At 70.8% G+C, this 26,653-nt stretch carries 24 protein-coding genes; 6 read left to right on the forward strand and 18 right to left on the reverse strand.

Annotation, left to right across the window (positions count from 1 at the left end; genetic code table 11):
* Nucleotides 1–164: 164 nt before the first annotated feature.
* The gene (locus E2C06_RS01740) at nucleotides 165–1,130 is read right to left on the reverse strand and encodes a Bug family tripartite tricarboxylate transporter substrate binding protein (protein WP_165982150.1); all 966 of its coding nucleotides are present in this window, start codon (nucleotides 1,128–1,130) and stop codon (nucleotides 165–167) included.
* Between the two features lie 2 nt (nucleotides 1,131–1,132).
* Nucleotides 1,133–2,119: a Bug family tripartite tricarboxylate transporter substrate binding protein gene (locus tag E2C06_RS01745; RefSeq protein ID WP_133286864.1), complete on the reverse strand. Its 987-nt coding sequence runs from the start codon at nucleotides 2,117–2,119 to the stop codon at nucleotides 1,133–1,135.
* 178 nt (nucleotides 2,120–2,297) lie between these two features.
* Here E2C06_RS01745 and E2C06_RS01750 point away from each other — a divergent pair, with 178 nt between their 5' ends.
* The 3 genes from E2C06_RS01750 (at nucleotide 2,298) to E2C06_RS01760 (ending at nucleotide 5,375) form a co-directional block, all read left to right on the forward strand.
* A complete protein-coding gene (locus tag E2C06_RS01750; RefSeq protein ID WP_241671077.1) occupies nucleotides 2,298–3,260 on the forward strand; it encodes a Bug family tripartite tricarboxylate transporter substrate binding protein in 963 nt (320 codons plus the stop codon).
* 50 nt (nucleotides 3,261–3,310) lie between these two features.
* Entirely contained in the window at nucleotides 3,311–4,291 is a 981-nt protein-coding gene (locus E2C06_RS01755; protein ID WP_133286865.1) for a Bug family tripartite tricarboxylate transporter substrate binding protein, read from the forward strand.
* 100 nt (nucleotides 4,292–4,391) lie between these two features.
* The gene (locus E2C06_RS01760; RefSeq protein WP_165982151.1) at nucleotides 4,392–5,375 is read left to right on the forward strand and encodes a Bug family tripartite tricarboxylate transporter substrate binding protein; all 984 of its coding nucleotides are present in this window, start codon (nucleotides 4,392–4,394) and stop codon (nucleotides 5,373–5,375) included.
* An 11-nt stretch (nucleotides 5,376–5,386) separates the two neighbouring features.
* Here the strand turns inward: E2C06_RS01760 and E2C06_RS01765 are convergent, their stop codons facing one another.
* The 4 genes from E2C06_RS01765 to E2C06_RS01780 all read right to left on the reverse strand — a co-directional run bounded on the left by E2C06_RS01765 (nucleotide 5,387) and on the right by E2C06_RS01780 (nucleotide 8,512).
* Nucleotides 5,387–6,391: a VOC family protein gene (locus E2C06_RS01765; protein ID WP_133286867.1), complete on the reverse strand. Its 1,005-nt coding sequence runs from the start codon at nucleotides 6,389–6,391 to the stop codon at nucleotides 5,387–5,389.
* Nucleotides 6,392–6,505: 114 nt separating this feature from the next.
* Entirely contained in the window at nucleotides 6,506–7,222 is a 717-nt protein-coding gene (locus E2C06_RS01770) for a hypothetical protein (protein ID WP_133286868.1), read from the reverse strand.
* On the reverse strand, nucleotides 7,219–7,659 hold the full coding sequence (locus tag E2C06_RS01775) for a cupin domain-containing protein (protein WP_165982152.1): 441 nt from the start codon (nucleotides 7,657–7,659) through the stop codon (nucleotides 7,219–7,221). Before E2C06_RS01775 ends, E2C06_RS01770 begins: the two co-directional genes overlap by 4 nt.
* Before the next feature lie 13 nt (nucleotides 7,660–7,672).
* Entirely contained in the window at nucleotides 7,673–8,512 is an 840-nt protein-coding gene (locus E2C06_RS01780) for an amidohydrolase family protein (RefSeq protein ID WP_133286869.1), read from the reverse strand.
* Nucleotides 8,513–8,596: 84 nt separating this feature from the next.
* Here E2C06_RS01780 and E2C06_RS01785 point away from each other — a divergent pair, with 84 nt between their 5' ends.
* On the forward strand, nucleotides 8,597–9,538 hold the full coding sequence (locus tag E2C06_RS01785) for a Bug family tripartite tricarboxylate transporter substrate binding protein (RefSeq protein WP_133286870.1): 942 nt from the start codon (nucleotides 8,597–8,599) through the stop codon (nucleotides 9,536–9,538).
* A 4-nt stretch (nucleotides 9,539–9,542) separates the two neighbouring features.
* Here E2C06_RS01785 and E2C06_RS01790 read toward each other — a convergent pair whose 3' ends face one another.
* From E2C06_RS01790 to E2C06_RS01830, 9 genes are all read right to left on the reverse strand, one after another.
* Nucleotides 9,543–10,601: a hypothetical protein gene (locus E2C06_RS01790; protein WP_133286871.1), complete on the reverse strand. Its 1,059-nt coding sequence runs from the start codon at nucleotides 10,599–10,601 to the stop codon at nucleotides 9,543–9,545.
* A 102-nt stretch (nucleotides 10,602–10,703) separates the two neighbouring features.
* A complete protein-coding gene (pepN, locus tag E2C06_RS01795; protein WP_133286872.1) occupies nucleotides 10,704–13,337 on the reverse strand; it encodes an aminopeptidase N in 2,634 nt (877 codons plus the stop codon).
* Nucleotides 13,338–13,341: 4 nt separating this feature from the next.
* Nucleotides 13,342–15,501 (reverse strand): N,N-dimethylformamidase beta subunit family domain-containing protein, encoded by a 2,160-nt coding sequence (locus E2C06_RS01800; protein WP_206664398.1) that lies wholly within the window; start codon nucleotides 15,499–15,501, stop codon nucleotides 13,342–13,344.
* A gap of 69 nt (nucleotides 15,502–15,570) precedes the next feature.
* Nucleotides 15,571–16,671 (reverse strand): alpha-hydroxy acid oxidase, encoded by a 1,101-nt coding sequence (locus E2C06_RS01805; RefSeq protein WP_133286873.1) that lies wholly within the window; start codon nucleotides 16,669–16,671, stop codon nucleotides 15,571–15,573.
* Nucleotides 16,672–16,685: 14 nt separating this feature from the next.
* Nucleotides 16,686–17,558: an isocitrate lyase/PEP mutase family protein gene (locus tag E2C06_RS01810; protein WP_133286874.1), complete on the reverse strand. Its 873-nt coding sequence runs from the start codon at nucleotides 17,556–17,558 to the stop codon at nucleotides 16,686–16,688.
* Between the two features lie 68 nt (nucleotides 17,559–17,626).
* Nucleotides 17,627–18,778, reverse strand: coding sequence for a Gfo/Idh/MocA family protein (locus tag E2C06_RS01815; protein WP_133286875.1), 1,152 nt, complete (start codon nucleotides 18,776–18,778; stop codon nucleotides 17,627–17,629).
* Between the two features lie 15 nt (nucleotides 18,779–18,793).
* Entirely contained in the window at nucleotides 18,794–20,026 is a 1,233-nt protein-coding gene (locus E2C06_RS01820) for an amidohydrolase family protein (protein WP_133286876.1), read from the reverse strand.
* Nucleotides 20,023–21,339 carry a histidinol dehydrogenase gene (gene hisD, locus E2C06_RS01825; RefSeq protein WP_133286877.1) on the reverse strand — a complete coding sequence of 439 codons (1,317 nt, stop codon included), beginning with the start codon at nucleotides 21,337–21,339 and terminating at the stop codon, nucleotides 20,023–20,025. The genes E2C06_RS01820 and hisD overlap by 4 nt, the downstream gene beginning before the upstream one ends.
* Before the next feature lie 74 nt (nucleotides 21,340–21,413).
* Complete coding sequence (locus tag E2C06_RS01830) at nucleotides 21,414–22,190, reverse strand: SDR family NAD(P)-dependent oxidoreductase (protein WP_133286878.1); 777 nt, start codon at nucleotides 22,188–22,190, stop codon at nucleotides 21,414–21,416.
* A gap of 99 nt (nucleotides 22,191–22,289) precedes the next feature.
* Here E2C06_RS01830 and E2C06_RS01835 point away from each other — a divergent pair, with 99 nt between their 5' ends.
* Together E2C06_RS01835 and E2C06_RS01840 are read left to right on the forward strand one after the other, a co-directional pair.
* Nucleotides 22,290–23,267 carry a TRAP transporter substrate-binding protein gene (locus E2C06_RS01835; RefSeq protein ID WP_133286879.1) on the forward strand — a complete coding sequence of 326 codons (978 nt, stop codon included), beginning with the start codon at nucleotides 22,290–22,292 and terminating at the stop codon, nucleotides 23,265–23,267.
* Between the two features lie 53 nt (nucleotides 23,268–23,320).
* Nucleotides 23,321–24,064: an SDR family NAD(P)-dependent oxidoreductase gene (locus tag E2C06_RS01840; RefSeq protein WP_165982153.1), complete on the forward strand. Its 744-nt coding sequence runs from the start codon at nucleotides 23,321–23,323 to the stop codon at nucleotides 24,062–24,064.
* Here the strand turns inward: E2C06_RS01840 and E2C06_RS01845 are convergent.
* From E2C06_RS01845 to E2C06_RS01855, 3 genes are read right to left on the reverse strand one after another with little or no spacing between them, the layout of a single operon-like run.
* The gene (locus E2C06_RS01845; protein WP_133286881.1) at nucleotides 24,061–24,648 is read right to left on the reverse strand and encodes a hypothetical protein; all 588 of its coding nucleotides are present in this window, start codon (nucleotides 24,646–24,648) and stop codon (nucleotides 24,061–24,063) included. The two genes, E2C06_RS01840 and E2C06_RS01845, sit on opposite strands and share 4 nt — an antisense overlap.
* A 58-nt stretch (nucleotides 24,649–24,706) precedes the next feature.
* Complete coding sequence (locus E2C06_RS01850) at nucleotides 24,707–25,435, reverse strand: sensor histidine kinase (protein ID WP_133286882.1); 729 nt, start codon at nucleotides 25,433–25,435, stop codon at nucleotides 24,707–24,709.
* Nucleotides 25,405–26,427: a PAS domain S-box protein gene (locus tag E2C06_RS01855; protein ID WP_133286883.1), complete on the reverse strand. Its 1,023-nt coding sequence runs from the start codon at nucleotides 26,425–26,427 to the stop codon at nucleotides 25,405–25,407. The genes E2C06_RS01850 and E2C06_RS01855 overlap by 31 nt, the downstream gene beginning before the upstream one ends.
* Between the last annotated feature and the right edge of the window lie 226 nt (nucleotides 26,428–26,653).

The raw sequence follows: 26,653 nt of genomic DNA on the forward strand, positions 1-26,653 counted from the left end.
TCGTCGCCGAGCGCTGTCGTCAGCTCGATGCCGCCACCCTCCAGCCGCACACCAACTTCTATTGGTGGCCCAGGCCAGTTCAGCCGAGCTGATCAACCGGAGACAGTATGACTTACAGGAAGGCGGAGGCGGGCTTGGGTAGGGAATGCTTTTCCTTGCCCGGCCTATGGCTCGTCCGCCTTGAACCCGCTCGCTTCGATCGCCGGCGCCCAGCGCGCGCGGTCCGTGGCGATGCGGGCGCGAAGCTGGGCCGGGGTGCCGCCGGTCGGCTCCAGCCCCATCGGCCGCAATCGGGCCAGCGCCTCCGGCGCATGCAGCGCCGCCGTCACCGCCTCGGCCAGCGCCAGGGCGCGCGGCTCCGCCAGGCCGGCCGGGGCGAAGAGCCCGTTCCAGGCGCTGGCGACGAAATCTCCCAGACCCTGCTCGTTGAACCGGGGAACCTCCGGCGCCAGCGACCAGCGCCCCTCGCCCAGGCTCTGCGCCAGCAGCCGCAACCGGCCGGCGCGGTGCTGCTCGATGAACTCGCCGCCGATGGTCAGCCCGGCCGGCACATGCCCGGCTTCCAGGTCCGGCAGCATGGCGCCGCTGCTGCGATAGATCACCGGGGCCAGCGGCACGCCGGAGACGACGGACAGGCGGTGCACCATGAAGCGCGGCAGGCCGGTCGCGCTGTTCACCGCCACCTCCCCGCCACCACGTGCCCGCATCGCCGCCAGCCAGCCCTGCAAGGTGCCGCCCCCCGGCGCATCGGCGCGGACAGCGAGGCCGAAGGGGCTTTCCGTCAGGTGGCAGATCGGCGCCAGCTCGGCATCCGGGTCGATCGGCGGTCGGCGGAAGACCAACGGCGCCAGGGCGGTGACGCCGATATTCGCCTGCACCAGCACGCTGCCATCGGCCGGCTGGCCGCGCGCGCCGAGTACCGAGGCGAAGCCGCCGGCCCCCGAGCGGTTGTCCGGCACGACCGGCCGGCCGAGCCGGTCCCGCAGCCCCTCCGCCAAGCTGCGGCAAAGGATGTCGGAGATGCTGCCGGGCGTGCCGTTCACCAGCAGGCGGATCGGCGCGGCGGTCTGCGCCCGGGCCAGCGAGGGCGCGGCCAGCAGCGTGGAGAGCGTGGCGCGGCGGCCTGGCATCCTCATTCCGCCCGGATGCCGAGCTGCTGGATCAACGGCCCGAAGCTGCCCCAGAGGCTGCGGAGCATGGCCAGGAACTCCTGCGGTCCCTGCGGGTCCACCTCGACGCCGACCGATTCGAACTGGCGGCGGAGCGCCGGCGTCGCCAGCCCGGCGCGGATCTCGGCCACCAGCCGGTCGATGATCGGCTGCGGCGTGCCGGCCGGCACCATCATCCCGTTCCAGCCGCCGATATCGTAGTCCGGCGGTCCGCCGGAACTGGCGATCGGCATGACACCGGGGACCAGGGGCGAGGGCTTGGCGGTGCTAAGCCCGAGCGCCCGCAACTGGCCCTCCTGCACCAGTCGCCAGGCGGCGGCGGGAGTATCGATGCCGTAGTCCACCTGGCCGCCGAGCAGCGCTGCCAGCGCCGGGGCGCTGCCCTGGAAGGGCACGTGCAGCGCATCGAGCCCGGCCTTGGCGTTGAACAAAGCGGTCAGCAGGTGCTGCGCACCGCCGACGCCGGAGGAGTTGTGGCTGAACTTGCCGGGATTGGCCCGCACCAGCGCCAGGAACCCGCGCAGGTCCTGCGCCGGGAAGTCCGGCTTCACCAGCAGCATGAAGGGCGCCAGCCCGAAGGTCGCGACCGGCGCCAGTTCCCGCTCCACCTCATAGGGCGTGCGCTGCACCAGCGGACTGAATGTGATCGGGCCTATCGAAGCCGAGAGGATCGTGTAGCCATCAGGTACGGCCTTGGCGACCGCATTGGTGCCGATCTGCCCGCCGGCACCGGGCCGGTTCTCCGGCACCACGGTCTGCCCCAGGCGCTCCGACAGCCAGGCGGCCATCAGCCGGCCCTGGACGTCGGTGGACTGGCCGGGCGGCCAGGGGATGATGAGACGGAGCGACCGCGCCGGCCAGGGCGCCTGCGCGAGGCTGGGCGCAGACAGCAAGGGCAGCGCGGCGGCGCCGAGCCCAAGCCGGAAAGTGGCGCGGCGGTGCATGGTCATGGCCTCCCATCATGTCCGTGTCGCCGCGCGCGGGCGCGGCGCCGGGTCGTTGCGGCTATTCTGCTGGCGCGGCGGCGGCGCTGTCACGGGGAAGCTGCGGCCGGGCTTCCCCTGGCCCGATGGCCGGGGGATGATCCCGCCTGACCGCGGCGGCGACCGCGGCACAGGAAGGACCGCCATGCTGCCCCGCCTTGCAATGCTCGTCGCGCTGCTGCTGCCGGTGGCGGCACAGGCCCAGCCCGCCTTCCCCGACCGGCCGCTGCGCCTGGTGATCCCCTGGCCGCCCGGCGGCACCAACGACATCATCGGCCGGCTGGTGACGGAAGGCATGGCGGCCCGGCTCGGCCAGCCCTTCGTTATCGAGAACCGCGGCGGCGCCGGCGGCATGCTGGGGGCGGAGGTGGTCGCCCGCGCCGCGCCGGACGGCCATACCATCGTGCTCGGCGGCAGCGGCAGCCTGACCATCACCTCGCTCGTGCAGGCGAAGGTGCCCTACGACGTCGCCACCGCCTTCGCGCCAATCGGCCTGATGGCGCTGGGGCCGAACGTCATCGTCGTGCACCCCTCCCTGCCGGTGACCAGCTTGAAGGAACTGCAGGCGGTAGCGCGGCGCGGCCCGCCGCTGGCCTATGCCTCGCCCGGAGTGGGCAGCACCGGCCATGCGGCGGGCGCCATGCTGGCGCAGGCGCTGAACGTGGAGATGGAACATATTCCCTACCGCGGCACCGGCCCGGCGCTGAACGACATGGTCGCCGGCCGGGTGCAGGTCTTCACCAATGCGCTCGCGCCGATGCAGCCGAATATTCAGTCCGGCGCGCTGCGCGCCGTCGCCATCGCCGGAGCCAAGCGCAGCGCCGCCATGCCGGATCTTCCCACCACCGGCGAGGAAGGCTTCCCGCAGGTCGAGGCGGCAACCTGGTTCGGCCTGCTGGCGACCGGCGGCACGCCGCCCGCCCGCATCGCCAGACTGCATGCGGCGCTGAACGCCACGCTGGCCGAGCCGGAATTGCGCCGCCGCCTGCTCGATGGCGGCGTCGAGGTCGAGCCGAGCGAAAGCCCGGAAGCCTTCGCCCGCTTCTTCGCCGAGGACCGCGCCCGCTGGGCGCCGGTGGTGCGGCGCGCCGGCATGAAGGTGGAGTAGACGCCGCCCGCGGGCCGTGCTGCGCTGCCGGAAAATCCGGGAGGACAAGCATGCCGCATCGCAGGTCCCTGCTGCTCGGCGCGGCTGGGCTGGCGGCCGCGCCGGCGCAGGCGCAGCCGCAATCCCAGGCGCCCTGGCCGAACCGCGCCGCGCGCATGATCATCCCCTGGCCGCCCGGCCAGTCCACCGACCTGCAGGGTCGGCTGGTGGCGCAGATGCTGACCCAGCGGCTCGGCCAGAACGTGGTGCCGGAGAACAAGGCCGGCGCCGGCGGGCAGATCGGCACCGACTTCGTCGCCAAGGCCCCGCCCGACGGCTACACCATGCTCGCCGCCTCGATCGGGCCGATCACCTTCAGCCCGCTGGTGCAGCGGACGCCCTACGTGGTGGAGCGCGACTTCGCCCCGGTCGCGGCCTATGGCATCTCGCCCTACATGCTGCTGGTGCGGCCGGACTTCCCGGCGGAAGATGCGCGCGGCTTCGTCGCGGCGGTGAAGGCGGCGCCGGGGAAATACACCTATGCCTCCTCCGGCATCGGCGGGGCGCAGCACCTGCTGACCGCGGTGTTCAACGCCCAGGCCGGGCTGGACGCGTTGCACATCCCCTTCCAGGGCAGCGGCCCGGCCATGGCGGCCTTTCTCGGCGGGCAGATCGACTATGCGATCGAGACCATCGCCGCGGCCGGGGCGCTGGTGAAGCAGGGCAAGCTCCGGCTGCTCGGCATCACCACGAAGAAGCCGACCGCGCTGCTGCCCGGCGTGCCGCCGCTGGCTGAGGCGGCCGACCTGCCCAACTACGACATCGGCGGCTGGAACGGTCTGCTGCTGCCGGCCGGCACCCCGCAGCCGATCCTCGACCGGCTGCTGGCGGAGATCGAGGCGGGCTTCGCCACGCAGGAGATGAAGGACCGCTTCCTCGGTATCGGGATCGAATTGGCGCCGGTCGGGCCCGACGCCTTCCGGAACCTGATGCGGGCGGAGGCAGCGCTGTTCGGCCCGGTGATCCGCCAGCTCGGCATCCGGGCGGAGTAGCGCCGCTTTCGCGCCGATCGGGTTCCATTTCGCTCAAATATCGCTTGGCACGGGACGCCGCCCGCGCCACATGCGCGGAAACAACCAAGGAAGCGCCCGGATGCAACGCCGTGCCCTGCTGCTCGCCACCGCCGGCCTCGCCGCGCCCGCCATTCTTCCCGGCCGCCTCGCCCACGCCCAGGGCGCCTATCCCGGCCGTGCCGTGCGAATGGTGGTGCCCTGGCCGCCCGGCCAGGCGACGGACCTGATGGCCCGGATCACCGGCCAGCGGGTCTCGGAACTCTGGGGCCAGCCGATCATCCCGGAGAACCGGGCCGGCGCCGGCGGCATGATCGGCACCGACAACGTCGCCAAATCTCCGCCTGACGGCTACACGATCCTCGCCGCCTCGACCGGGCCGATCACCACCGCGCCGCTGGTGCAGCGGACGCCCTACGACCCGGACAAGGATTTCGCCCCGGTCGCGATGATCGGCATTTCGCCCTACCTGCTGACGGTGAACCCGAAATTCCCGGCCATGACAGCGGCGGAGTTCGTCGCCAAGGTGCGGGCGGAGCCGGGGAAATACACCTATGCCTCCTCCGGCACCGGGGCGGCGGCGCATCTGATCACGCTGATGTTCCTCTCGGCGGCGAAGCTCGACACGGTGCACGTGCCCTTCCAGGGCAGCGGCCCGGCGCTGACCGCCGTTATGGCCGGCCAGGTGGACTTCGCCATCGACACCCTGGCCGCAACCGGTCCGCTGGTGCGGCAGGGCGGGCTGCGGGCGCTCGGCATCTCGCTCGGCGCCGGCAGCGAGCTGGCGCCGGAGATCCCGCCGCTGGCGCAGGCGGCCAACCTGCCGGGCTTCGATGTCGGTGCCTTCGGCGGCTACATGATGCCGGCCGGCACCCCGCCGGCGATCGTCGCGAGGCTGGCCGAGGAGACCGGGCGCGCGCTGGCGACGCCAGAGGTGCGGCAGCGCCTGGCCGGCATCGGCTTCCAGCCGCAGCACCGCGACACCGCGGATTTCACCGCCTTCCTGAAAGCCCACCGGGAGGAGTTCCGCAAGGTGATCCTGGAAAACAAGCTCCAGGTCGACTGATGGCCGGCGGCCTACTCGGCCGCCGCCTTCACCCCGTCCCACCACAGGCATTCGCCCTGCATGAGCGTGTGGTTGCCGGGCAGCACCTGCACCGGCGCGCGCTCGCCCGCGGCCGCGGCCTGCAGCTTCAGGCGGCGGGCCTCGGCGCGCATCTCGGGGCTGCCCCAAGTTCGCTCATGCCCCCAGAGGCTGGGGCCCGAGGTCATCTCCACCGGCTGCCAGGTCGCCGGATCCACCTGCCGCCCGCCCCAGCCGTATTCGACCATGAAGCCGCCCGGGGTGCGGGCGTAGAAGCTGGTCATGAAGTCGTTGGTGTGGCGGCCGAGCGAGGTCGCTACCCGCCCTTCCTCGAGCATAGCCAAGTCGTAGCCCTGGCCGACGTCGTCCAGGTTGAACAGCTCCATCATCAGGTGGTGCAGCCCGGCCTGGCCGGTTTCGATCAGCGCGAGCGAATGGTGCCGCGGGTTCACGTGCAGGAAATAGGCGTGAAACGGGTTGGTGACATAGTCGGAGACCCGGAAGCCCAGCAGGTCGCGGTAGAAGGGCAGCACATCCGCTATCCGAGGCACGGTCAGCACCGCATGGCCCAGGCCGAGCGCGCCGGTGCGGAAGCCGCTGATGCAGCGGCCGGGGCGGAAGGGCTCGACCGTGTGCTCGGCGCCATGGACGATCTCCACCCGGTTGCCGAGGGGATCCTGCGTCACCATCAGCCCGGCCACGCGGCGTTGCCCGGCCAGCGCCGGGTCGCCAGGGGCCACCGCCACGCCGGCCGCCTCCAGCCGCGCCGCCAGGGCCACCAGGGCCGCGGAGTCGGCGACCTCCCAGCCGAAGAAGCGGGCGCCGTCGCGCGCGCCGGGGGTGACGACGATCCGCTGGCGACGGTCGTCCATGCGGAAGACCAGTTGCGCCGCGCTGCGTTCCGCGAGTTGCAGGCCGAGGAACCGGGTGCCGTAGCCGGCCCAGTCCTCCGGCGCCGTTGCCTCGATCCCGACATAGCCGAGCGCCTGGATCGCCATGGTCCGCTCCCTCCGTTGTTTCGCGGGGACGCATGCTAGACCCGATGCTGGGCCGACCAGAAGCGGCGGAGGCGCGGGCAGGCGGCGCCGGGAGGCGGGCGACCTGGAAGCCTCTCAGTCCGCCACCGGGGCCGGGAGCACCCAAAGCGCCCGGGCAATTCCCCGCAGCCTGCCATCCGCGCCGAAAAGCGCGGTGCCGGCATGCAGCTTCCGCCCCTCCCGGCCGATCTGCCAGCCGAGCACGGTCACCGCCTCGCCCGGCGCGATGCCGCCCTGCAGCCGCCCGGTGATGCGGCCGAGCAGCATGCGCTGCGGCACGGCATCCACCGTGAAAGCGAAAGCGCCGGCGCAGTCGAGCGCGGACCAGAGGAATTCCGGGGCGATGCCGCCATCGGCGCCGGCGAAGCGGGCATCCGGGTGCCAGAGCGCGGCGGCGATCCCCGGCCGGCCCTCGACCCTGCCGGTGAAGACGCCGAGCCCGCCGGGCGCGGCCGAGCCGCAGACGAAGCAGAGACCGGTCGAGTGGGTGAAGGGGCTGGCGAGGAACCAGCGCGTCGCCGCCGCAGCCTGGTCCCGCGTCGGCGGCGGGGGCGGGTCGAGGTCAAGCGCGGCCTCGCGCGCCTCGGCGACGAGGTTGCCCTCGGCATCGCGTGCGGATATCGCGGCGTCGTCGCGGCGGATGGAGAGCGGCACGTCGACCGGCCAGCCGCGCCGCAGCGTCACCTCGGCCGGCTGCGAGCCGAGCAGCGCCACCATGCGGCCGGCGACATAGCCGCCATTGCCGATGCCGTCGGGCCCGCGGAAGCGCCCCTTGATCAGCGCCGTGGTCACTTCGCCTCTGCCGGGGTGGAAGTGCCGGGGCCCGCGCCGACGATCAGCAGCACGGCAGGCTCGCCCTTGGCGCCGTCGTAGTGGATGCCCCGGCCGTAATGGGTGACGAAGCCGCCGGCCGGGACGGGCACGGTGCCGTCGGGGTCGAAGCGCGGGCCGGAGCCCATCCACCAGGTTCCGGACAGCACGGTGATGAAGCGGTCGTTCAGGTGAAAATGTGGGCGCGACATGTGGCCAGGCAGCCATTTCACCATCACTGCGTAGAAGCCGGGCTTGGAGGGGTCGCCGACCAGCACTGCCTGCTGGTTGCCATTCGCGGTGACCGGGCCCCAGGGGATCTGGTCCGGCAACTTGAAGGAGAGCACGCGCGGATCGGGCTCGGCCGCCCAGGCGGGGGCCGCAAGCAGCGGCAGCAGGAGCAGCAGGCGTTTCAGCATCGTCGTTCCTTCCTCAGGTCCAACCGTAGAGCGCGGCCGGATTGTCGACCAGGATGCGCCGCCGTGTCGCCTCGTCCGGCGCCCACTGGCCGAGCAGGTCGAGCAGCGCGGCTTCCTCGATGGGGTAATCGGGCGGGTTCGGATGCGGCCAGTTGCTGGCCCAGAGGATGCGGTCGGGCGCGACGCCGATCGCGGCGCGGGCGATGGCGGCGACGTCGTCGTAGTGCGGCGGGCCGCTGCGCGAGGTGTTATAGGCGGCGCTGGCCTTCATCCAGACCCGGCCGGTCTCCAGCAGGTGCAGCAGCGCGCGCACCTGCGGCCGGTCGGTCGGCACCGGCGGATGGAAGCGGCCGACATGGTCGATGACCGCGTCGCAGGGAAGCGCGCGGATCGAAGCCTCCCGCTCCGGCAGCTCCGTACCATCGAATTGCAGTTGGACGTGCCAGCCGAGCGGGGCGATGCGGGCAGCGACGGGCGCGAGCGCGTCCCAGCCCTGCGGCGCGCCCTGCATCATGAAGAAGCGCGCACCGCGGGCGCCGGCGGCATGCAGGCGGTGCAGCTCGGGCATCGGCGTTTCCGGCGTGACGACGACGACGGCGCGGGCAGCCTCGCCCAGTGCGGCGACCGCGTCCAGCGTACAGGCATTGTCGGTACCATAAGCGGAAGGCTGCACCACCACGGTGCGCGACAGGCCGAGCCGCGCCAGGACTCGCCGCCAGGCGGCAAGGTCGGCCTGAAGGGGTGGCGGCTTGGCGGCGGTCGCGGCGAGCGGGTAGCGCGCGACCGGCCCGTAGATGTGCATGTGGGTGTCGCAGGCGCCCGGCGGCACGGGCAGGCGCGGCGTATCGGGCATGGATGACTCCTCCGGCTGCGGAGTGAAGGCGCGCGCGCCGGCGCTGTCCAGGCTAGGCTGGGGACAAGCAAGAGGGAGGATTCCATGTTGCATCGACGGCACCTGATCGCGGGGCTGGCCGCCGCGCCGTTCGTCGCAGGCGCGCAAGACTGGATGCCGACGCGGCCGATCCAGTGCATCATCGGCTTCGCCCCGGGCGGCGGCGCCGACCTGATCGCCCGCGCCATCATCGAGGCGGCGCAGCCGTTGTTTCCGCAGCCCCTGGTCGTGGTGAACAAGCCCGGCGCCGGCGGTACCATCGCGGCGCAGCAGGTCGCCGGCATGCAGGGCGACGGCCATGTGCTGCTGATGGGCGGCGGGTCCGAGAGCACCAGCATCCCCGCCTTCCGCACCCTGCCCTACGACGCCCGCAACGGCTTCCGCGCGGTGATCCGTCTCATGCGGCAGCAGATGTTCATCCTGGCCAGGGCGGAGGGCCCCTACCGCACGATGCCGGAGGCGATCGCCGCTGCGCGGGTGAAGCCGCAGGCGGTGAGCCACGGCTCTTCCGGCAACGGCTCGATCTACCACGCAGCCTTCGTGGTGCTGGAGAAGCGCGCGGGCGTCGAGCTGCTGCACGTGCCATTCACGGGCGGCGCGCCGGGGCTGCAAGCGGTCGCCTCCGGCCAGGTGGACCTGATGGTGGCGAGCCCGGAGGAGTTCCGCGGCCTGACCGATGGCGGGCTGCTGCGGGTGCTGGCCTGCTGCTCGGCCGAACGCGCGGCCGGCTATCCCGAGGTGCCGACCCTGAAGGAGCTCGGCTGGGACATGGCGCTCGAGAACATGAAGGGCTGGGTGGTGCCGGCGAATACGCCCGACGCGGCGGTGGCCTACCTGCACGACCGCTTCCGCGCTGCTATGGCGAAGCCGAGCTGGCAGGCCTTTGTCGAGCGGGCCGGCGAGACGGATGGCTACCTCGACGGCCCGGCCTTCCAGGCGGCCATGGCCGCCGTGCTGGATGCGATCACAGGCGCGTTGAAGGCCTGAGGGATCAGCCGGTCGGAATGGTGAGCACCGGCGGCGCGGAGCCGCGGGTGCCCTCGGCGATCGACTTGAGCAGTTCGAGGATCGTGAAGGCCAGTTTCGAAGGGTAATCCGTATCCTCGACCCAGTACCAGGTGTCGCCGACCAGCACCGAGACATAGCTGCGGGCAGGCTGCGACGGGGCCGACCGGACGACGATGCTCGGCCGCGGATTGCCCGGCTCGAGCAGGGTCGGCGGGGCGCGCCGGGCCCGCACATCCTCATCGGGCAGCTCGATCTCCGCCGCAATGGCATAGAGCACGTTGAGCAGGGAGCGGGTAAGGACGGGAATCTCCCGGACCCGCTGCTGGTCCTGCGCGGCGCCGTAGATGACCTCCACCTCCGGCAAGGCCGGATCGAGGCTGAGCAGTTCGAAGACGCGGGCGGCAAGGCTGCGCAGCCCGGCCGACCTGCGGGTGTCCAGCGCGACGTAGACGCGCGTCTGATCCTTGTGCCGGTGCAGCCGAACGCGCAGCGCGCCGCCTTCCTGCAACTTGCTCAGCCAGGAGAGCAGCTGCAGGAACTCGGGCGAGCCGCTGCGGTTCGGCCCGCCGAGCGGATGGATGTTCTGCAGCGAGCCGATCGACTGCGCGATCAGCCGGAACAGCAGGTCCACGGGGATGCCGCCCTGGATGAGCGGCAGCACGTCGGCCGGCGCGAAGGGGCGCAGATAGGCCTCGACGAACTGCTCCCCGGTCACCGGGTTCAGGGTGAAGGTGGGGCGATCCGTGTATTGCGCGGTGCCGAGCAGCGTGCCGAAAGTGCTCGTGCTCGCCTGCGGATAGGCATTGACCCCGGCCTGCAGGGTACCCTGCATGGTATAGCCCGACACGACCTGGCGGATGGCGAGGAAGGCGGGCGGCTCGCCATAGCGCATGCGGACGAGGTTAAAGAGCGTCTGCCGCTTGCCCGCCTCGGCCATCACCCGCGCATAGTCGAGCTGGTCCCGATCGAGCCGGGTCGGCCCGATCGAGGTGCAGCCGGGCAGAAGTGCCGCAAGCGTGCAGCCGCCCATCTCTCCGAACAAGGTTCTCCGCCGAATACGCGCCAAGCCATGGCCTCCTGCGGCCGAGAGTAGTCATCGTGGCATTGGCGTCACGAACACCTTTGCGTAGGCGATGCGGCCGCCCTACAGCAGCGCCTTCGAAACCTTCTCGAAGGTACCCTTCGAGAGGTTCGGCGTATCCAGCACCCGCTGCAACTCCCGCCGCATCAGCGTGCCTCGTGCTGCGGCTTGCCGCCGCCACTGGCCGAGCGGCCCAACCAGCCGCGCGGCGATCGAGCCATTGATCGGATCCAGCGCGATCACCGCATCGGCGAGGAAGCGGTAGCCCTCCCCGGACAGGTCGTGGAATTGCGACGGGTTGCCGCTGGCGAAGGCCCCGATCAGGGAGCGTGCGCGGTTGGGGTTCCGCAGGTCGAAATCCGGATGCGTGTAGAGCGCGCGCACCGCGGCGATCGCGTCCGGCCGCGCCGCCATGGCTTGGATGGAGAACCACTTGTCCAGCACCAAGTCGTCGCCGCGCCACCGCGCATGGAAGGTGGCCAATGCCTTGTCACGCGCCGCCCCGTCCGTATCCGCCAGCAGCGACAGCGCGGCGAGGCTGTCGGTCATGTTGGTTGCCGTGTCGAACTGCGCCTTGGCCAGCGGGCCATCGCCTGCGGCGGTCAGGTAGGCGAGACAGGTATTGCGCAGCGCGCGGCGACCGATGGCGGTACCGTCGATGCGGTAGGGGCCGGTCTCGGCAAGCGCATCGTAGGTGGCGCGCAGCGCAGGCCTGCAGCGACGACCGATCTCGGCGCGCAGGTGCTGGCGCACGGCATGGATGGCAACCGGGTCGGCGATCTCCATCTGATCGGCAAGGAAGCCTTCACCCGGCAGCGACAGCGCTTCGGCAGCGAAGGCCGGGTCGTCCCCCGCTGCAGCCAGGGTATTCGCCACCGCCTCGGCCAGCGCCGCGTCGAAGCCGAGCGGTTCGCCGCGCTGCTGCGCCGCGACCATCTCCAGCATCACGCTGGCGGCGTATTGCAGCCCGCTCTCCCAGCGAACGAAGGGATCGGTGTCATGCACCGCCAGGAAGCGCAGCCGGTCGCGCGTCACGCCGCGCAGCCGCACCGGGGCCGAGAAGCCGCGCAGCAGGGAGGGCACCGGCGGCGCCGGCACGTCCTCGAAGACGAAGCTCTGCTCGGTGCCCTCCAGCAGCAGCGTGCGGGTGCCGGGCTGCGCCGCGTTCTCACCCGCCAGCCGGGTTGCCTGTGGCGCGCCGTCCGGGCCGAGCAGGCCCATGGCGACCGGGATCGGCACCGGATGCTTGTCGGGCTGCCCTGGCGTCGGCGGGGTCTGCTGCCGCAGCGTCAGGGTGAAGCGCCGCGTCGCCGGGTCGTAGCTGTCCGAAGCGGTCAACTCCGGCGTGCCGGCCTGGTCGTACCAGCCATAGAAGGCGGAGAGGTCGATGCCCGACGCGTCCTGCATCGCCGTGACGAAATCCTCGATCGTCACCGCCTGGTTGTCGTTGCGGGCGGTGTAGAGGTCCATCCCGCGTCGGAAGGCGGTGGCGCCGATGCGAGTGTGGATCAGGCGGACGACCTCGGCACCTTTCTGATAGACCGTCGGCGTGTAAAAATTGTCGATTTCGATATAGCTGTCCGGCCGCACCGGGTGCGCCATCGGCCCCGCATCCTCGGGGAATTGCGCGGCGCGCAGGCCGCGCACGTCGCGAATGCGCTTGACGGCGCGGCTGCCCATGTCGGCGCTGAATTCCTGGTCGCGGAAGACGGTCAGGCCTTCCTTCAGCGACAACTGGAACCAGTCCCGGCAGGTGACGCGATTGCCGGTCCAGTTGTGGAAATATTCATGCGCGATGACCGTCTCGATCCCCTGCCAGTCGCCGTCGGTCGCGCTCTCCTGGCTCGCCAGCACGTATTTCGTGTTGAAGACGTTGAGTCCCTTGTTCTCCATGGCCCCCATGTTGAAGTCGGAGACGGCGGCGATGTTGAAGACGTCGAGGTCATATTCGAGGCCGTAGATGTCTTCGTCCCAGGTCATGCTGCGCTTCAGGCTGTCCATCGCATGGCCGCAGCGGTCCTCGTCGCCGCGGCGGACCCAGATGTTCAGCGCGACGTCGCGGCCGGACCGCGTGGTGAAGCGGTCGGAGACGGCAACGAGGTCGCCGGCGACCAAGGCGAAGAGGTAGCTCGGTTTCGGGTGCGGATCGACCCAGCGGGCCCGGTGGCGTCCCTCCCCCGCATCGCCGGCGCCATCCGGATTGCCGTTCGAGAGCAGCACCGGCACGCGCGCCCTGTCGGCCGTGATCGTCACCGTGTAGCGCGACATCACGTCGGGCCGGTCCGGGAAGAAAGTGATCCGGCGGAAGCCTTCCGCTTCGCATTGCGTGTAGAAGTTGCCGCCGGAGGTATAGAGCCCGGAGAGCGAGGTGTTCGTCTCCGGCGCAATGCGGACCACCGTCTCCAGCACCGCCACATCGAGCAGGCCGGCGATGGTCAGCGATCCGTCGCCGGCAAAGGCGAGGCGTTCCGGCGGAAGCACGACACCATCGAGCTTCGCTTGCACCAAGGTCAATCCATCGCCATCCAGGTGCAGCGGCGCGTCCGCTGCGGCGGCGGGATTGCGCCGCAGCGCCAGCTTCGCCCGCACCGTGGTCGATGCCGCGTCGAGATCGAAGTCCAGTTCGACCGTGTCCACCAAGAAGGTCGGCGGCGCGTAGTCGGAGCGGCGGATGGTGACGGGCGTATCGGTCTTCATGCAATCAGGCCTGGAACCGGGTGAGGACATTCTCGAGCATACGCGAGATCGGGTTCGCATAGCCGTTGTGCGACAGGCTGCCGCAGAAGGTGATTGACCCCGTGGAAAAGACCGCGCCGCCGTTGCGCGTCTCGAAATGGACGATCTCGGCGCGGATCAGGTCTTCCGGCTTCTCCCCGGTGACGGTGGTGAGGTTGGTCAGCATCTCCTCGTGCACCACGACGAAATGGTCCTGGTGTCCCTCTGACCGCGCCAGGATAACGGCATTGGGCGGCGTGCCGAGCACCGGGTCGGCGCGGTCCAGCTCGAAGCCCGCGGCGCCGCCGCCGGAAAGCCCGAAGCCGCCGAAGGTCTCGCCCTCGACACCTTCCATGATCCAGGCGGCGCGAGGGTCGTCGGCGCCGGGCATGCGGCGGTAGTGGCTGCCCTCGAAGCGGCCCTGGCTGCTGAAGCCGACGCCGCACAGCTGCTGCGGCGGCCTTCCGTTGCGGCGCCAGAGCCCGCCGAGCGTGCCGTCGAGTTGCTGGAAATACTCGCCCGGCTCCGCCGCCCAGGCGCGGATGCCGCCCTCGGCCCGGCGGATCTCCAGCACATGCGGCCGGTCCGGCCGCCGGCCGACCTTCCAGTAGAAGCTGTTGCCGCCGAGATTGGCCAGCCTGCCGCCCTGCGCGACATAGGCCTGCAGCGCGTCCAGCGTGCCCTGGCTGTGGTATTCGGGATGCGAGCCGGTGACGACGCATTTGTAGCGCGCCAGCAGCGGCAAGCCCTCGTCGTCGAGGTCCTCGTCGGTGATGACGTCGAAGGCGATCCCCTTCTCCTCCATCCAGTCGGTCAGGTGGGTGTCGGCAGGCAGGTGTCGCAGGCCCGAGCCCTTCGGATCGGGCACCGCGACGAAGCCCGGCCGCATGTTCATAATTGGCCGCAGACGCGTCGAAAGATGGATTCCGCTGCCGTCGACATGGGCATTGTAGGTCGATAGGCCGTAATCGGTGACCAGGTTGCCGCACCAGTCGAAGGCGCCCCAGGATTGCCGCTTCGCGCGGTGATCATCGGGAAATTCCGGGCGGCGGTAATTCGCATAGACCTGGCAGGTGAAGGTGTTGGCCAGGTAGGCCACCGCCGCGCGCGCCACGCTCTTCGGCGGCAGCACGAAGAAGGGGATCATGTCCCAGTGACCGTTCGCGGTCAGCCGGACGGCATAGACGCCGCTCGGCATGCCCTGAGGGATCGTCATGGTGAAATCGGTCGCCCAGCGGCAATCCTCGAGGTCGTCCTCATGGAAATGGATCGCGGCGTAGTGCCGCGGCGCGTGACGCCAAGCGTGCTCGGCGCCGGTCCAGCGGCTGCCCTTCACCGCACGGGCGGGCAGGTTGACCAGCGTGCCGTGCAGCGCGGCCGGGCCGCGATCGTGCAGCGCCTCGCCCTCCATTGCCTCGGCGAAATCCCACCAGGCGAGGATGCGGCCGGAGGCGAGCAGCGCCGCCGGGTCATCCAGCGTGACGCGCGGCGTGCCGCGCAGCAGCAGCGGGTCCTCGATGCGGCCGTTGAAATGCGCGGTGGCGTCGGGCGCGGCGGCGAAGGTGATGGCGATCTCGCCGGACCAGTCGGCGACCGGCAGCGCCGCCTCCGCCGCACCGGTATCCGACGCGCCCCAGACCTGCTGCAGCGGCCGCTGCGTCAGCGTCAGCCGGCCATGGCCGACCGTGACCGAGAGCTCGTACCAGCTGCGTCGCTGCGGGGGCGCGGCGGTGGCGCAGCGTGTCCTCGCGCCATCCTGCAGCACCTCCACCGCGAAGCCGGCGGTGGTGACGGACAGCGTCAGCGCCCTGCCCTCGCCCGCCAGCGCCAGCACCACTTGCGGTGCCTCCCGCGGCAGCCAGGGCGAGACGCGCAGCAGCAGGGAAAAGCTCTCGTCCAGCGGCAGCCGGCCCGCGGCGCGGCCGAGCGCGCCGCTCGGCACCGGCTTGGCGACGGAGGGATACTCGCCGGTCCAATCCGCCGGCACCGGGATCAGCCTCATCCCCGGCCCCGCCGGGTTGGGATCGGCATGCCGCACCCGCACCAGCTCCGCCCGGTAGGGCGTGGCGAGTTGCGAGGAGACCTTGACCTCGAGCCGCTCACCCGGCCTTGCCGAGAAGCGGTCGAGATATCCGATCAGCGGCACCACCATCGCCCATCCCCTGCGCCATCATCGGAGACAGGGTGGACAGCCTGCGGCGATGACGCAAGCGGGCTAGCGGTAGCCGGGGTCCGCCAGGTTGGTCAGCGGGAACGCGCTGTGCACATGCGGCTGCACAACCGGCGCCACGGGGTGCAGGTAGCTGCCGTCGAGCTGGCCGAAGGCGGTGACGCCGAGCAGGCCGAGCACCTCGTGCACCTCCGTCTCCAGAAGCCGCAGCATCTGGGTGACGCCGGCCTCCCCGGCCGCGGCCAGTGCGTAGCAGTAGAGGCGGCCGATGCCGACCAGTTCGGCGCCGAGGGCGATCGCCTTGACGATGTCGGTGCCGCGGCTGAAGCCGCCATCGATCCACACCTTGGCGCGACCATCGACGGCCTTCACTACCTCCGGCAGCACCGCCAGGGCGCCGCGGCCGTGGTCGAGCTGCCGCCCGCCATGGTTCGAGACATATACAACCTCGACGCCATGATCGCAGGCGATCGCCGCGTCCTCGGCGGTGGCGATGCCCTTCAACGCGAGCGGCGTATTGGGGAAGCGCTCCTTCCAGCGCTTCACGTCGGCCCAGTTCAGCGCCGCCTGGAAGTGCTGGCCGGTGGCGCGCGTCCGCCAGGGCTTGACGAAACGCTTGGCGATGTCGCGCTCGCGCCGGCTGTAGATGGCGGTGTCGACCGTCATGCAGAAAGCGTCGTAGCCAGCATCGATCGCCTGCTGGGTGATGCCGCAGATCCAGTCGAAATCGCCCCGGACATAGAGCTGGAAAACCTTGATGCCGCCCGCCGTCGCCTCCGCCATCGGCTGCAGGCCGGGCATGGAGACGGAGGAGACCATGATCGGCACGCCATAGGCGGTCGTCGCACGACCGGCCGGCGCGCCGCCCTCGGGGTCGAAATTCTCAAGCCCGCCGACCGGCGCCAGCATGACCGGCAAGGTGATCGCCCGCCCGAGGAAGCGGCCGGAGACGTCGATCGAGGAAACGTCGCGCAAGACGCGCGGGCGGAAAGCCCAGGCGTCGATGGAAGCGCGGTTGCGCAGCATGGTCGTCTCGGTCTCGGTCGCGCCGACCAGGTAGTCCCAGTTGCCCGGGCTCAGCCGCGACTTCGCTTCCTTGACGAATTCATGCAGCGTGAGGAAGGGGCTTTCAGGTTCATTGCTCATCGTGGTGTCCTCCGTCACGCGCCGCCCAGGAAGTCTTTCGTCCAGCGTCTGTAGTCGCCGTCGCGGGTGATGCGCGGCATCAATTCCTTGTCCGGCAGGCCCGGCAGCTGCTTCGGCGGCGTGCCCTCGCGCAGCGCCTTCAAGGTTTCGAACACCGCGCGCTGTGCCGCCATGATCGGCTGGTGGCCCTGCAGAGCAATGCGGACGCCGCGGGCCGCGAGGAAGCCGCGGTCGCTCAGCTCCGGCCCCTCGGCGCCGCCGAGGATGATTGGCCTCGTCGCCACGGCGAAGATCGCGTCCAGCTCGGCGTGCTTGGTGATGCCAGTGTAGAACAGTGCGTCGGCGCCGCTGGCGGTATAGGCCTTGGTGCGCTCGACCGCATCGGCCAGGCCAGTGACATTGACGGCGCTGGTGCGGGCGACGATGCAGAAGGACGGGTCGTCGCGCGCCGCGAGGCCGGCGCGCACCTTGCCCAGCCCCTCCTCCAGGCTCAGCAGCGAGACCGCGCCATCGCCATAGATGCGCGGCAGGACGGTGTCCTCCAGCGTCATGCCGGCGATGCCGGCGGTCTCCACCTCCTGCACCGTCCGCATCGCGTTCAGCGCATTGCCGTAGCCGTGGTCGGCATCGACCAGCACCGGCAGGCGCTTCACCGCGCGGCAGATCCGGCGGCACTGCTCGGCGAACTCGCTCAGCGTGATGCTGATATTGTCCGGCGCGCCGAGGATGGTGAGCGATGCGGTCGAGCCGGCGAACATGCCGAGCTCGAAGCCGAGATCCTCGGCGATGCGGGCCGACATGGGGTCGTAGACCGAGCCGGGATGGATGCAGGCCGGGCCATCGAGGATGGCACGCAGGCTGCGGCGGCGGTCGGTGACGCTGCTCATGATGTCTTCCCTGTTGGCAGCACCGAGTCCGGCTGCCGCACCTGCGGTGCTCCGGTCATCCGGCCCGCTCAGCCCTGCATGGCCGGCAGATCGACCCAGCGCCGCTGGCGGTGGCTCGCGTGGCAGGCCTCGATCAGCTGCAGCCCGCGCGCCGCCTGCAGCAGGCATGCGGTGTTCGGAGCATCCTCGGCGACGTGGCGGAGATAGGCTTCCCAGGCCTGGCGATAGCTGTTCTTGAAGGGCAGCAGCTCCGGCACCTCGGCCCAGGTCTCGCGGAAGTCGATGGTTTGCGGCGCCTGCACCGGGAAGACCGGCTTCGGAGTGTTGGCCAACGACTGCGTCCAGCACTGGTGCAGCGTGGCGACGGCGCTGCCCATGGTCCCTTCGGCGGTCACCACCAGCATGTCGTCGCGGCGGATGCGAGTGGCCCAGGAGGAGAAGACCTCCCCCACCATGCCGCCCGGGAATTCCAGGATGGCGCGGGCCTCGTCCTCGACATCCACGTCATAAGGCTGGTGCTGCTCGTTCCAGCGCTTCGGCTGGGCGGTCCGCATGTGGCAGGTCAGCGCGGTCGGCGCGCCGAAGAGGTGGTCGATGACGTAGCGCCAGTGCGGGAACATATCCAGCACCAGGCCGCCGCCGGTGGCCTTCCTGTAGTTCCAGGAGGTGCGCTGCGCCGGGATGTGCTCCCCGTCGAAGACCCACCAGCCGAATTCCAGCTTCATCGACAGCAGCTTGCCGAGCGTGCCGAGGTCGAGCACCGTCTTCAGCTTCACGAGGCCCGGCAGGTGGATCTTGTCCTGCATCACCGCATGCTTGCGACCGGCGGCCTCGGCGACGGCGCGCAGGTCCAGCACCTCGGCCATCGACTCCGCGACCGGCTTCTCGAGGTGGATGTGCTTGCCCGCGGCCAGTGCCCGCTTCGCCAGACCGACCCGGCCACCGCCGAAGGCGCATTCGAAGAAGACCTCATCGTCCGGGTCGGCCAGCGCGGCGTCGAGGTCGGTGGTCCAGCGCTCCACCCCGAGCCGGGCGGTCAGCGCTGCCAGCTTGTCGGCGCTGCGGCCGACCAGGATCGGGTCAGGGACGAGGCGGTCGCCATTGGCCAGCGGCAGGCCGCCCTCGGCGCGAATCGGCAGCAGGCTGTTCATCAGGTGCTGCGTGGTGCCGATGCGGCTGGTGGCACCATGCACGATGATGCCGATGCGGCGCGTGGCCATTCGGTCGCTTCCCCTTTAGTCGGGCCTGTGTAGCATCACCGGCGTCCGCGTGAAGGTGCGCCGGCCGCGCTTCCAGCCCGCCAGCACCGGCGTCACCTCGCGGATCGCCGCCACCGGGTCGGGCGCATCGATCAGGACCAGGTCGGCCGGTTTGCCCACTGCAATGCCGTAGTCCTTCCGCCGCATCAGCTTCGCCGAATGCGCGGTGAACATGCCCCAGGTATCGGCAAGGGCATCCGGCATCGCCTGCTGCACCACGTTTGCATAGAGGTTCGCCATGCGGATCAGTTGGCCGTCGCCCATCGGGGTAAAGGCATTGAGGATGTTGTTCGAGGAGATCGAGCAAGTCACCCCGAGCCGGTGCAGCCGGTTGGCATCGGCGACGCTCCGTTCCACCCGGTGGTCGCGTTCCCGGCCGCCGAGGTAAAGGTCGGTGGAGGGCAGCACGGTCAGCGCCACGCCCGCGTCCGCCATGCGCTTCGCCATGGCGTCGAGCTCGGGCAGCGGCATGACGGAGAGCTTGGTCAGATGGCCGCAGGCAACCCGGCCGCCCCAGCCGAATTCCTCCGTCAGGTCGCAGACCAGTCGCGTGTCGAGGTGCGCGGCGGATGACCCGCTGTCGACATGCATGTCGATATCGGCGTCATATTCCCGCGCCAGCTCGAAGACCCGCCTGATCTGCCCGGCCGGATCGCTGTCATAGGTGGGCGCGGCGCCGACAACGCGGGCGCCGTTGCGCAGCGCCGCCACCATCAGCTCGTCCGTGCCGGGGTTGTTGAGCAGCCCCTCCTGCGGCATGACGCAGATCTCGATGTCGATCGCCCATTTGTACCGCTCGACCAGCGCCTTCACGCCCTCGAAGCCGCGCAGCCCGACCTTGGGATCGACCTCGGCATGGGTCCGCATGACCATGGCGCCATGGCCGATGCATTTCTCGAGCGTGCGCTGCGCCCGGCTGGTGACGTCCTCGACGGTGAAGGTGTGTTTGATGTCGCTGACCCGCTGCATCGCGCCATGCGGGAAGCGCTGGGTCTCGCAGGCGCAGCGGTCGATGGTGCATGTCTTGTCGAGATGGATGTGGGTCTCGACGAAGCCAGGCGAGACCAGCCGGCCGCCGCATTCGACCACCTCCGCCGCCTCGCCCGGCAGCCCGTGGCCGAGGGCGACGATCCGGCCGGCCTGCACGCCGATATCGACGGCGCTGCCATCCGGCAGGTGAGCATCGCGGAGGAGGAGGTCGAAGCTCACCGGATCTTCTCCGCCGCGGTGGCATAGGGGATGTTGCGGCCGCCATAACGGCGGACGCGGATATTGGCCTGCTCGGCATGGCCGGCGAAGCCCTCCAGCATGCAGAGCCGCGAGCAGGCCTCGCCGATCATGGCGCTCGCCTCGTCGGTCAGCACCCGCTGGTAGGTCACGGTCTTGAGGAACTTGCCGACCCAAAGCCCGCCGGTATAGCGCGCCGCCTTCTGCGTCGGCAGCGTGTGGTTGGTGCCGATCACCTTGTCGCCGTAGGAGACATTGGTGCGCGGCCCGAGGAAGAGCGCGCCGTAATTGGTCATGTGCTTGAGGAAATACTCGTCGTCCCGTGTCATCACCTGGACATGCTCGGAGGCGATGCGGTCGGCCTCGGCCACCATCTCCTCCAGGCTGTCGCAGAGGATCACCTCGCCGTAGTCGGCCCAGCTCTGCCGGGCGACGCCGGCGGTCGGCAGGATGGTGAGCAGCCGCTCGACCTCGGCCATGGTCTCCCGCGCCAGCTTCTCCGAGGTCGTCAGCAGGATTGCCGGGCTGGTCGGGCCGTGCTCGGCCTGGCCGAGCAGGTCGGTGGCGCAGATCTCCGCATCCACCGTCTCGTCGGCGATCACCAGCGTCTCGGTCGGGCCGGCAAAGAGGTCGATGCCGACGCGGCCATAGAGCTGCCGCTTGGCCTCGGCGACGAAGGCATTGCCGGGGCCGACCAGCATGTCGACCGCGGCGATGCTCTCGGTCCCCAGCGCCATGGCGCCCACTGCCTGCACGCCGCCGAGGCAGTAGATCACGTCGGCCCCGGCCAGGTGCTGCGCCGCGACGATCGCCGGCGCCGGCTTGCCTTCGAACGGCGGGGCGCAGGTGACGATGCGCGGCACACCGGCGACCTTGGCGGTGACCACCGACATATGGGCGGAGGCCAGCAGCGGATACTTGCCGCCGGGGACGTAGCAGCCGACCGAGTTGACCGGCAGGTTCTTGTGCCCGAGCACCACGCCCGGCAGCGTCTCGACCTCGATATCCCTGATCGCCGCCTTCTGGTGCTCGGCGAAGTTGCGCACCTGAGCCTGGGCAAAGCGGATATCCTCAAGATCCTGGCCGGTCAGCTGGTCCAGGCAGGATTTGATCTCGGCGTCGGTCAGCCGGTAGTCGGCGCGGTCCCACTTGTCGAACCTCACCGACATCTCGCGCACCGCGGCGTCGCCGCGCGCGGCGATGTCGGCCAGGAGGCCCTCGACGATGCCGCGGACCTTGGTATCGGCATCCGCCTTGTCGGATGCGGAGATGCTCGTCTTCAACCAGCGTGCCATTGCAGAAATCCTCCCTTGCCGCCGGGCCTCGCCACGGCTCCGGGCGCCGCGGCGCCCTCCACCGGTCGGACCGGCTACTCGGCGGTCCAGCCGCCATCCACCAGCATCGCCGAGCCCGTCATCAGCGCCGAGGCATCGGAGGCGAGGAAGACCACCGCCCCCATCAGGTCGGTGACCTGCCCCAGCCGCCCCAGCTTGATCTTCGACAGGACCCAGTCCTTGAACGCCGCATTTTCGAAGAAGGGTTTCGTCAGCGGCGTTTCGATGAAGGTCGGGCCGATGGTGTTCGCCCGGATGCCGAACGGGGCGAGGTCGATCGCCATCGCCTTGGTCCAGCCCTCCATCGCCCATTTCGACGCGCAATAGACGCCGCGATTCGGCCCGCCGACATGCCCCATCTGCGACGAGACGTTGATGATCGACCCGCGCACCCCCTCGGCCATCATCCGTTGCGCCACCGCCTGCGCCGCGAAGAAGCAGCCGCGGGTGTTCAGTCCCATGACGGCGTCGAAGTCCTCGGGCGTCACCCGGTCGAAGCGGGCCGGGCGGTTGGTGCCGGCATTGTTGACGAAGGCGTGGTAGGCCGGGCGCGCCGCGATCGCCGCCTGCAGCGCCGGCACGTCCGCCACGTCGGCGACCAGCGTATCCGCCGCGCCGCCGGCCTCGGCGATGGCCGCGGCCGCCGCCTCGATCTCGTGCCCGCTGCGGGCGACCAGGGTCACCGCCGCCCCGGCCCCGGCCAGCGCGACTGCCGCCGCCAAGCCGATACCGCGCCCGGCGCCGGTCACCAGGGCGCGCCGGCCATCCAGGCGGAAGCTCGGGGTCTCGGGCAAGGCGGTCAGCTGCGTCATGCGCGGCAGGCTACACGCCCCGGCGATCTGGTCCAGGGCTTGCGGCGCGGCGACACCTCCCCGAGACTGTTCGCAACGAAATCCCGGGGAGCTCCGTCCATGGTCCGATTCGCAGCAGCCGCCCTGCTGGCCGCCTGCATCGCCCTGCCCGCTGCCGCCCAGACCAAATGGGTCATGGCCTCGGCCTATGCGGACGCCAATTTCCATACCCGCAACCTGCGCGACTTCATCGCCGATGCCGAGGCCGGGTCGGGCGGCAAGCTGCAGATCCAGCTGCACACCAATGCCTCGCTGCTGCCGATGCCGCAGATCAAGCGCGGCGTGCAGAGCGGCCAGGTGCAGATGGGCGAGATCCTGCTCTCGGTCTTCGGAGCCGAGGACCCCTTCTTCGAGGTCGACAGCGTCCCCTTCCTGGCCGAGGACTGGACCGCCTCCGCCGCGCTGATGAAGGCCTCGGAGGAGCCGATCCGCATCCGGATGCAGCGCCAGGGGCTGGAACCTCTCTATGCCGTCAACTGGCCGAGCCAGGGCTTCTATACCCGCGCGCCGCTGACCTCGCTTGAGGAGCTGCGCGGCGCCCGGCTGCGCACCTACAACGCCATCACCGTGCGGATGGCGGAGCTGATGGGGGCGGTGCCGGTCACGGTGCAGGTGGCGGAGCTGGCCCAGGCCTTTGCCACCAACATCATCGGCGCGATGTTCACCTCGGCCCAGACCGGGGTCGATTCCAGCGCCTGGGACTATGCCCGGGTCTTCACCGATGTCGGCGGCATGCGGGCGCGCAACGTCATCATCGTCAACAGCCGCGCCATGGCGGCGCTCGACGCGCCGAGCCGGGAGGCGCTGCGCGCCGCCGCCGGCCGCGCCGCCACCCGCGGCCTGACCATGGCGCAGGAGGCGGAGCGGGCGACCGCCGCCCGGCTGGCGGACAAGGGCATGACCGTTGCCGCGCCCTCCCCGGCGCTGATGGCGCAGCTGCGGGAGGTAGGCGCGAAGCAGGTGCAGGACTGGCTGGCCAAGGCCGGGCCGGATGGCCAGCAGATGCTCGACCGCTACCGCGCCGCGCTGGCGAAGTGACACCCGCCGCCCGAGCCCCCCATACTGCGTCGCAGCACGGGATGGGGGCGGCGATGGCGGAGAAGGCGGTGCTGGTCACCGGGGCGCAGCAGGGCATCGGCGCCGCCTGCGCCCTGGCCTTCGCGGCGGCGGGCTACGACGTCGCGGTCAACTGGCTGGACAATGCTGCGGATGCCGAAGCAGTCGCCGCCGGGGTGCGCGCCGCCGGCCGGCGGGCCGCGCTCATCCAGGGCGACGTCGGCAGCGTCCCCGGCTGCCAGGCGATCGTCCAGGGCGCGATCGAGGCGCTCGGCCGGATCGACGTGCTGGTCAACAATGCCGGCATCTTCCCGCGGGTCGAATTCTTGCAGATGACCGAGGCGGAGTGGGACCGGGTCTTCGCCGTCAACCTGAAGGGCAGCGCCTTCGCGGCGCAGGCCGCGGCCCGGGCCATGGTCGCCGCCGGCACCCGGGGGTGCATCGTCAACCTCTCCTCCTCGGCGATCCGCGGCACGCCGGTGGGCGTGCATTACAGCGCGACGAAGAACGGCGTGATCGGCATCACCCGGTCGATGGCCCTGGCGCTTGCGCCGCATGGCATCCGGGTGAACGCGATCGCTCCGGGCACCACCGACACGGCGCAGCCGCGCTACGGCAATACCGAGGAGGAGCTGCAGGCCTTCGGCCGCGCCCTGCCGCTGGGGCGGCTAGGCCGCCCGGAGGAGATCGCCGAGTTGGCGGTGCACCTGGCCTCCGACAAGTCTGCCTGGGTAACCGGGCAGGTCTGGCACATCAACGGCGGCGGCTACATGCCCTAGCGGGACATCTCGGCCGGCGTCGCGGTCTCGATCCGCGGCCCGGCCGCCTCCGCCAGGGCAGGCCGACCCGCGTGCAGAGACAGGTCCGAGTTGCCTTCCGGCACCAACCAGCGCTGCACGTAGACCACGCGGGCCCAGCCCAGAACCAGCACCGCCAGCACCACCAGCAGCCCGACGGGGAACCCGATCAGCGCATAGAGGATCAGGTTGGCGACGAAGGTTCCGACCGTCGCCGCTGCCACTGCCAGGATCCGCATGTGGTCAGGCTGGGCGTCGAACCAGTGGTTCAACCGGTAGACCCAGGCCGGCGCGGTCACCGCGATATGCGTCTCGCCGCCCACGTCGCGCGCGGGCAGCCCCGGGGCATGGTCGATCAGATCGAACTTGAACATTACCCGCGGGCCCATGACGACCAGCAGGACCAGGATCAGCATCAGGGTGAAGGGGATACGGGCGAACCAGGTGAGCATCAGCATCACGCCCAATCCGCCCAGCGCAGACCAGAAGGCCGCCAGGAATTGCTGCTGCTGCGGCAGCCTGTCGAACCATTGGTTGTATAGATAGATGCGATCCGAGACCGTCATCCCTGCCCTCCCCTGTCTGGCGCGGCGGAGACGGTAACGAAGGGTGCGTCACGCTGGTTTAAAGGATTCGTGAGCGGCAGGGGCGGTGGATTGCCTGCCCGATCGCCGATCCGCCGCGGCCGCGCGGTTGCAGGACAGGCTCCAGCGTCCGGTTGGACTTGGCCCTCGGCCATTGCGGATTCCGGCGCCCGCGCCAGGCTCGGCGGCTCCGGCAGCGGGATGGCAAGCAGCACGTCCAGCCCCTTGCGCCCCAGTCGAAGGCCACGGTGCCGTGGAGCCGGGCCCGGGTCACCCGGTCCACCAGCTTGGAGCCGAACCCCCGGCGTGTCGGCGCGCCTGCCAGCGGCAGTCCGCCGCGTTCCGACCGGCGCAGCTGCAGCCAGCCATTCCCGCCCAAGGCCAAGCCCACCCGCAGCATCCCGTCCTTGCGTGACGGCGCGACGTACTTGGTGGCATCGGTCGGCAGCTCGTGCAGCATCAAGGAAAGCGGCTGGGCGATTTCCGCCCTCAGCAGTACCGGCGGGCCGGAGGCCTGCACGCGAGGCACCGCTTCCGTCTCGAAGGCCGCCAGCTCCTGGCCCAGCAACTCGTCGAGGCTTGCTCCCTGCCAGCGCTCCGCCGCCAGCAACGCATGCGCCCGGGTCATGGCAGCGATCCGCCCATCCAGGTTGCGGGCAAACTCCGCCGGCGGCTGGTCGCGCGGCGAAAGCTGCAGCGGCGCCCGCACCGCCGCCAGCGCATTGCGCGGCCCGTGGTCTAGCTCGCGCAGCAGAAGGCGTTCCCGCATCTCGGCTTCGCGCCGCGCCCGGTCACGTCGATCGACGCGGCGTAGAGCAGCTTCTGGTCGCCGAGCTCGACCTGCTTCAAGATCACCAGCATGTCGCGCAGCGCGCCGGAGCGCGTGCGGAAGCGAGTCTCGAGCGTGCCGCGCCCGGGCAGCCTCGGCGCCGCCAGCGGGCGGAAGGCGGCTTCGGAGTGGACCTTGTCGATGTCGGGCAGGTGCAACCCGGCGCATTCCGCCCGGGCATGGCCAGGCAAATCGCAGGCCAGGTCTTTGAAAGCGACCAGGGCCAGGGTCTTCGGGTCGACCAGCATCACCGCGATGGGCGCCGCCTCGAACAGCGCCCGGAAGCGCGCCCCTGCCACCTCGCTGCGGGCGATGCCGCGGCGCAGCTCGGCCTCGCGCGCCTGCCCCGCCGCCGCCATGGCATCGCAGGCCGCTGCCAGCCGGCCGAGCTCCGACCGATCCGTCAGGCCTGCCCGGGCGGAAAGGTCGCCGGCCTCCCAGCACGCCGCTGCCCCGGCGAGCCGGGCCACCGGCCGGCGGATGAACCGCACCGCGAACCAGAGCGCGAGGCCGAGCGCGGCGAGCGCGGCCAAGGTGGAGCCGGGCAGCGCCACCCGGGCGCGTCGCCGTGCCTCGGCCAGCGCCAGGTCGCGGTCCAGCCCGACCGCGACGAACAATCCTTCGCCCGGCGCCATGTTGACCGGTTGGTAGCCGGTGACTCGGAGCGCACCGGCCCAGCGCGGCTCCGTCACGCCCGGGATGCCGCTTGTCAGCGACGGGGCCAGCCCGGCCGGCAGCGGCTTGCCGACCAAGCTGCGGTCCGGCAGGGCGGCCAGGACGTTGCCATTCCGGTCCGCCACCAGCAGGGCCGCGCCGGGCGGCAAGGGCGCCCGCTGCAGCGTCGCCGCCATCTGCTCGAGATCGAGTTCGGCATCCAGGATGGCAATCGGCCCGCCGTCCGGGCCCAGTGCCGGGCGCGAGACGTGCAGCACGCGGCGACCGGTCTCCGGCTATCCACCTGCTCGCCGACGGTGAAGCCGCTCCGCTCGAGCGCGGCCCGGTACCAGCAGCGGTCCGCCACGATCCGACCTGGCCAGCCGCTGCTGCAGAATACCTCCCGATCCGGGACCGTGGCGGCGAAGTTCACGGCATAGGCGGGGAATTCTGCGGCGATCTGCCACAGACTGGCCGAGCAGGCCTCGACATCGAGGGCCCGGA

Origin of the sequence: Dankookia rubra, assembly GCF_004355005.1 — a bacterium.
Lineage (GTDB): Bacteria > Pseudomonadota > Alphaproteobacteria > Acetobacterales > Acetobacteraceae > Paracraurococcus > Paracraurococcus ruber_A.

Excerpts from the sequence above, each read along its gene's own strand:
- E2C06_RS01835 (WP_133286879.1), top strand. The coding sequence starts at position 22,290 with ATGGTCCGATTCGCAGCAGCCGCCCTGCTGGCCGCCTGCATCGCCCTG.
- E2C06_RS01810 (WP_133286874.1), bottom strand. The coding sequence starts at position 17,558 with ATGAGCAGCGTCACCGACCGCCGCCGCAGCCTGCGTGCCATCCTCGAT.
- E2C06_RS01850 (WP_133286882.1), bottom strand. The coding sequence starts at position 25,435 with ATGCGGGAACGCCTTCTGCTGCGCGAGCTAGACCACGGGCCGCGCAAT.
- E2C06_RS01740 (WP_165982150.1), bottom strand. The coding sequence starts at position 1,130 with ATGCCAGGCCGCCGCGCCACGCTCTCCACGCTGCTGGCCGCGCCCTCG.
- E2C06_RS01830 (WP_133286878.1), bottom strand. The coding sequence starts at position 22,190 with ATGACGCAGCTGACCGCCTTGCCCGAGACCCCGAGCTTCCGCCTGGAT.
- E2C06_RS01755 (WP_133286865.1), top strand. The coding sequence starts at position 3,311 with ATGCCGCATCGCAGGTCCCTGCTGCTCGGCGCGGCTGGGCTGGCGGCC.
- E2C06_RS01840 (WP_165982153.1), top strand. The coding sequence starts at position 23,321 with ATGGCGGAGAAGGCGGTGCTGGTCACCGGGGCGCAGCAGGGCATCGGC.
- pepN (WP_133286872.1), bottom strand. The coding sequence starts at position 13,337 with ATGAAGACCGATACGCCCGTCACCATCCGCCGCTCCGACTACGCGCCG.
- E2C06_RS01785 (WP_133286870.1), top strand. The coding sequence starts at position 8,597 with ATGTTGCATCGACGGCACCTGATCGCGGGGCTGGCCGCCGCGCCGTTC.
- E2C06_RS01845 (WP_133286881.1), bottom strand. The coding sequence starts at position 24,648 with ATGACGGTCTCGGATCGCATCTATCTATACAACCAATGGTTCGACAGG.
- E2C06_RS01815 (WP_133286875.1), bottom strand. The coding sequence starts at position 18,778 with ATGGCCACGCGCCGCATCGGCATCATCGTGCATGGTGCCACCAGCCGC.
- E2C06_RS01760 (WP_165982151.1), top strand. The coding sequence starts at position 4,392 with ATGCAACGCCGTGCCCTGCTGCTCGCCACCGCCGGCCTCGCCGCGCCC.
- E2C06_RS01745 (WP_133286864.1), bottom strand. The coding sequence starts at position 2,119 with ATGACCATGCACCGCCGCGCCACTTTCCGGCTTGGGCTCGGCGCCGCC.
- E2C06_RS01775 (WP_165982152.1), bottom strand. The coding sequence starts at position 7,659 with ATGCTGAAACGCCTGCTGCTCCTGCTGCCGCTGCTTGCGGCCCCCGCC.
- E2C06_RS01750 (WP_241671077.1), top strand. The coding sequence starts at position 2,298 with ATGCTGCCCCGCCTTGCAATGCTCGTCGCGCTGCTGCTGCCGGTGGCG.
- E2C06_RS01805 (WP_133286873.1), bottom strand. The coding sequence starts at position 16,671 with ATGAGCAATGAACCTGAAAGCCCCTTCCTCACGCTGCATGAATTCGTC.
- E2C06_RS01765 (WP_133286867.1), bottom strand. The coding sequence starts at position 6,391 with ATGGCGATCCAGGCGCTCGGCTATGTCGGGATCGAGGCAACGGCGCCG.
- hisD (WP_133286877.1), bottom strand. The coding sequence starts at position 21,339 with ATGGCACGCTGGTTGAAGACGAGCATCTCCGCATCCGACAAGGCGGAT.
- E2C06_RS01780 (WP_133286869.1), bottom strand. The coding sequence starts at position 8,512 with ATGCCCGATACGCCGCGCCTGCCCGTGCCGCCGGGCGCCTGCGACACC.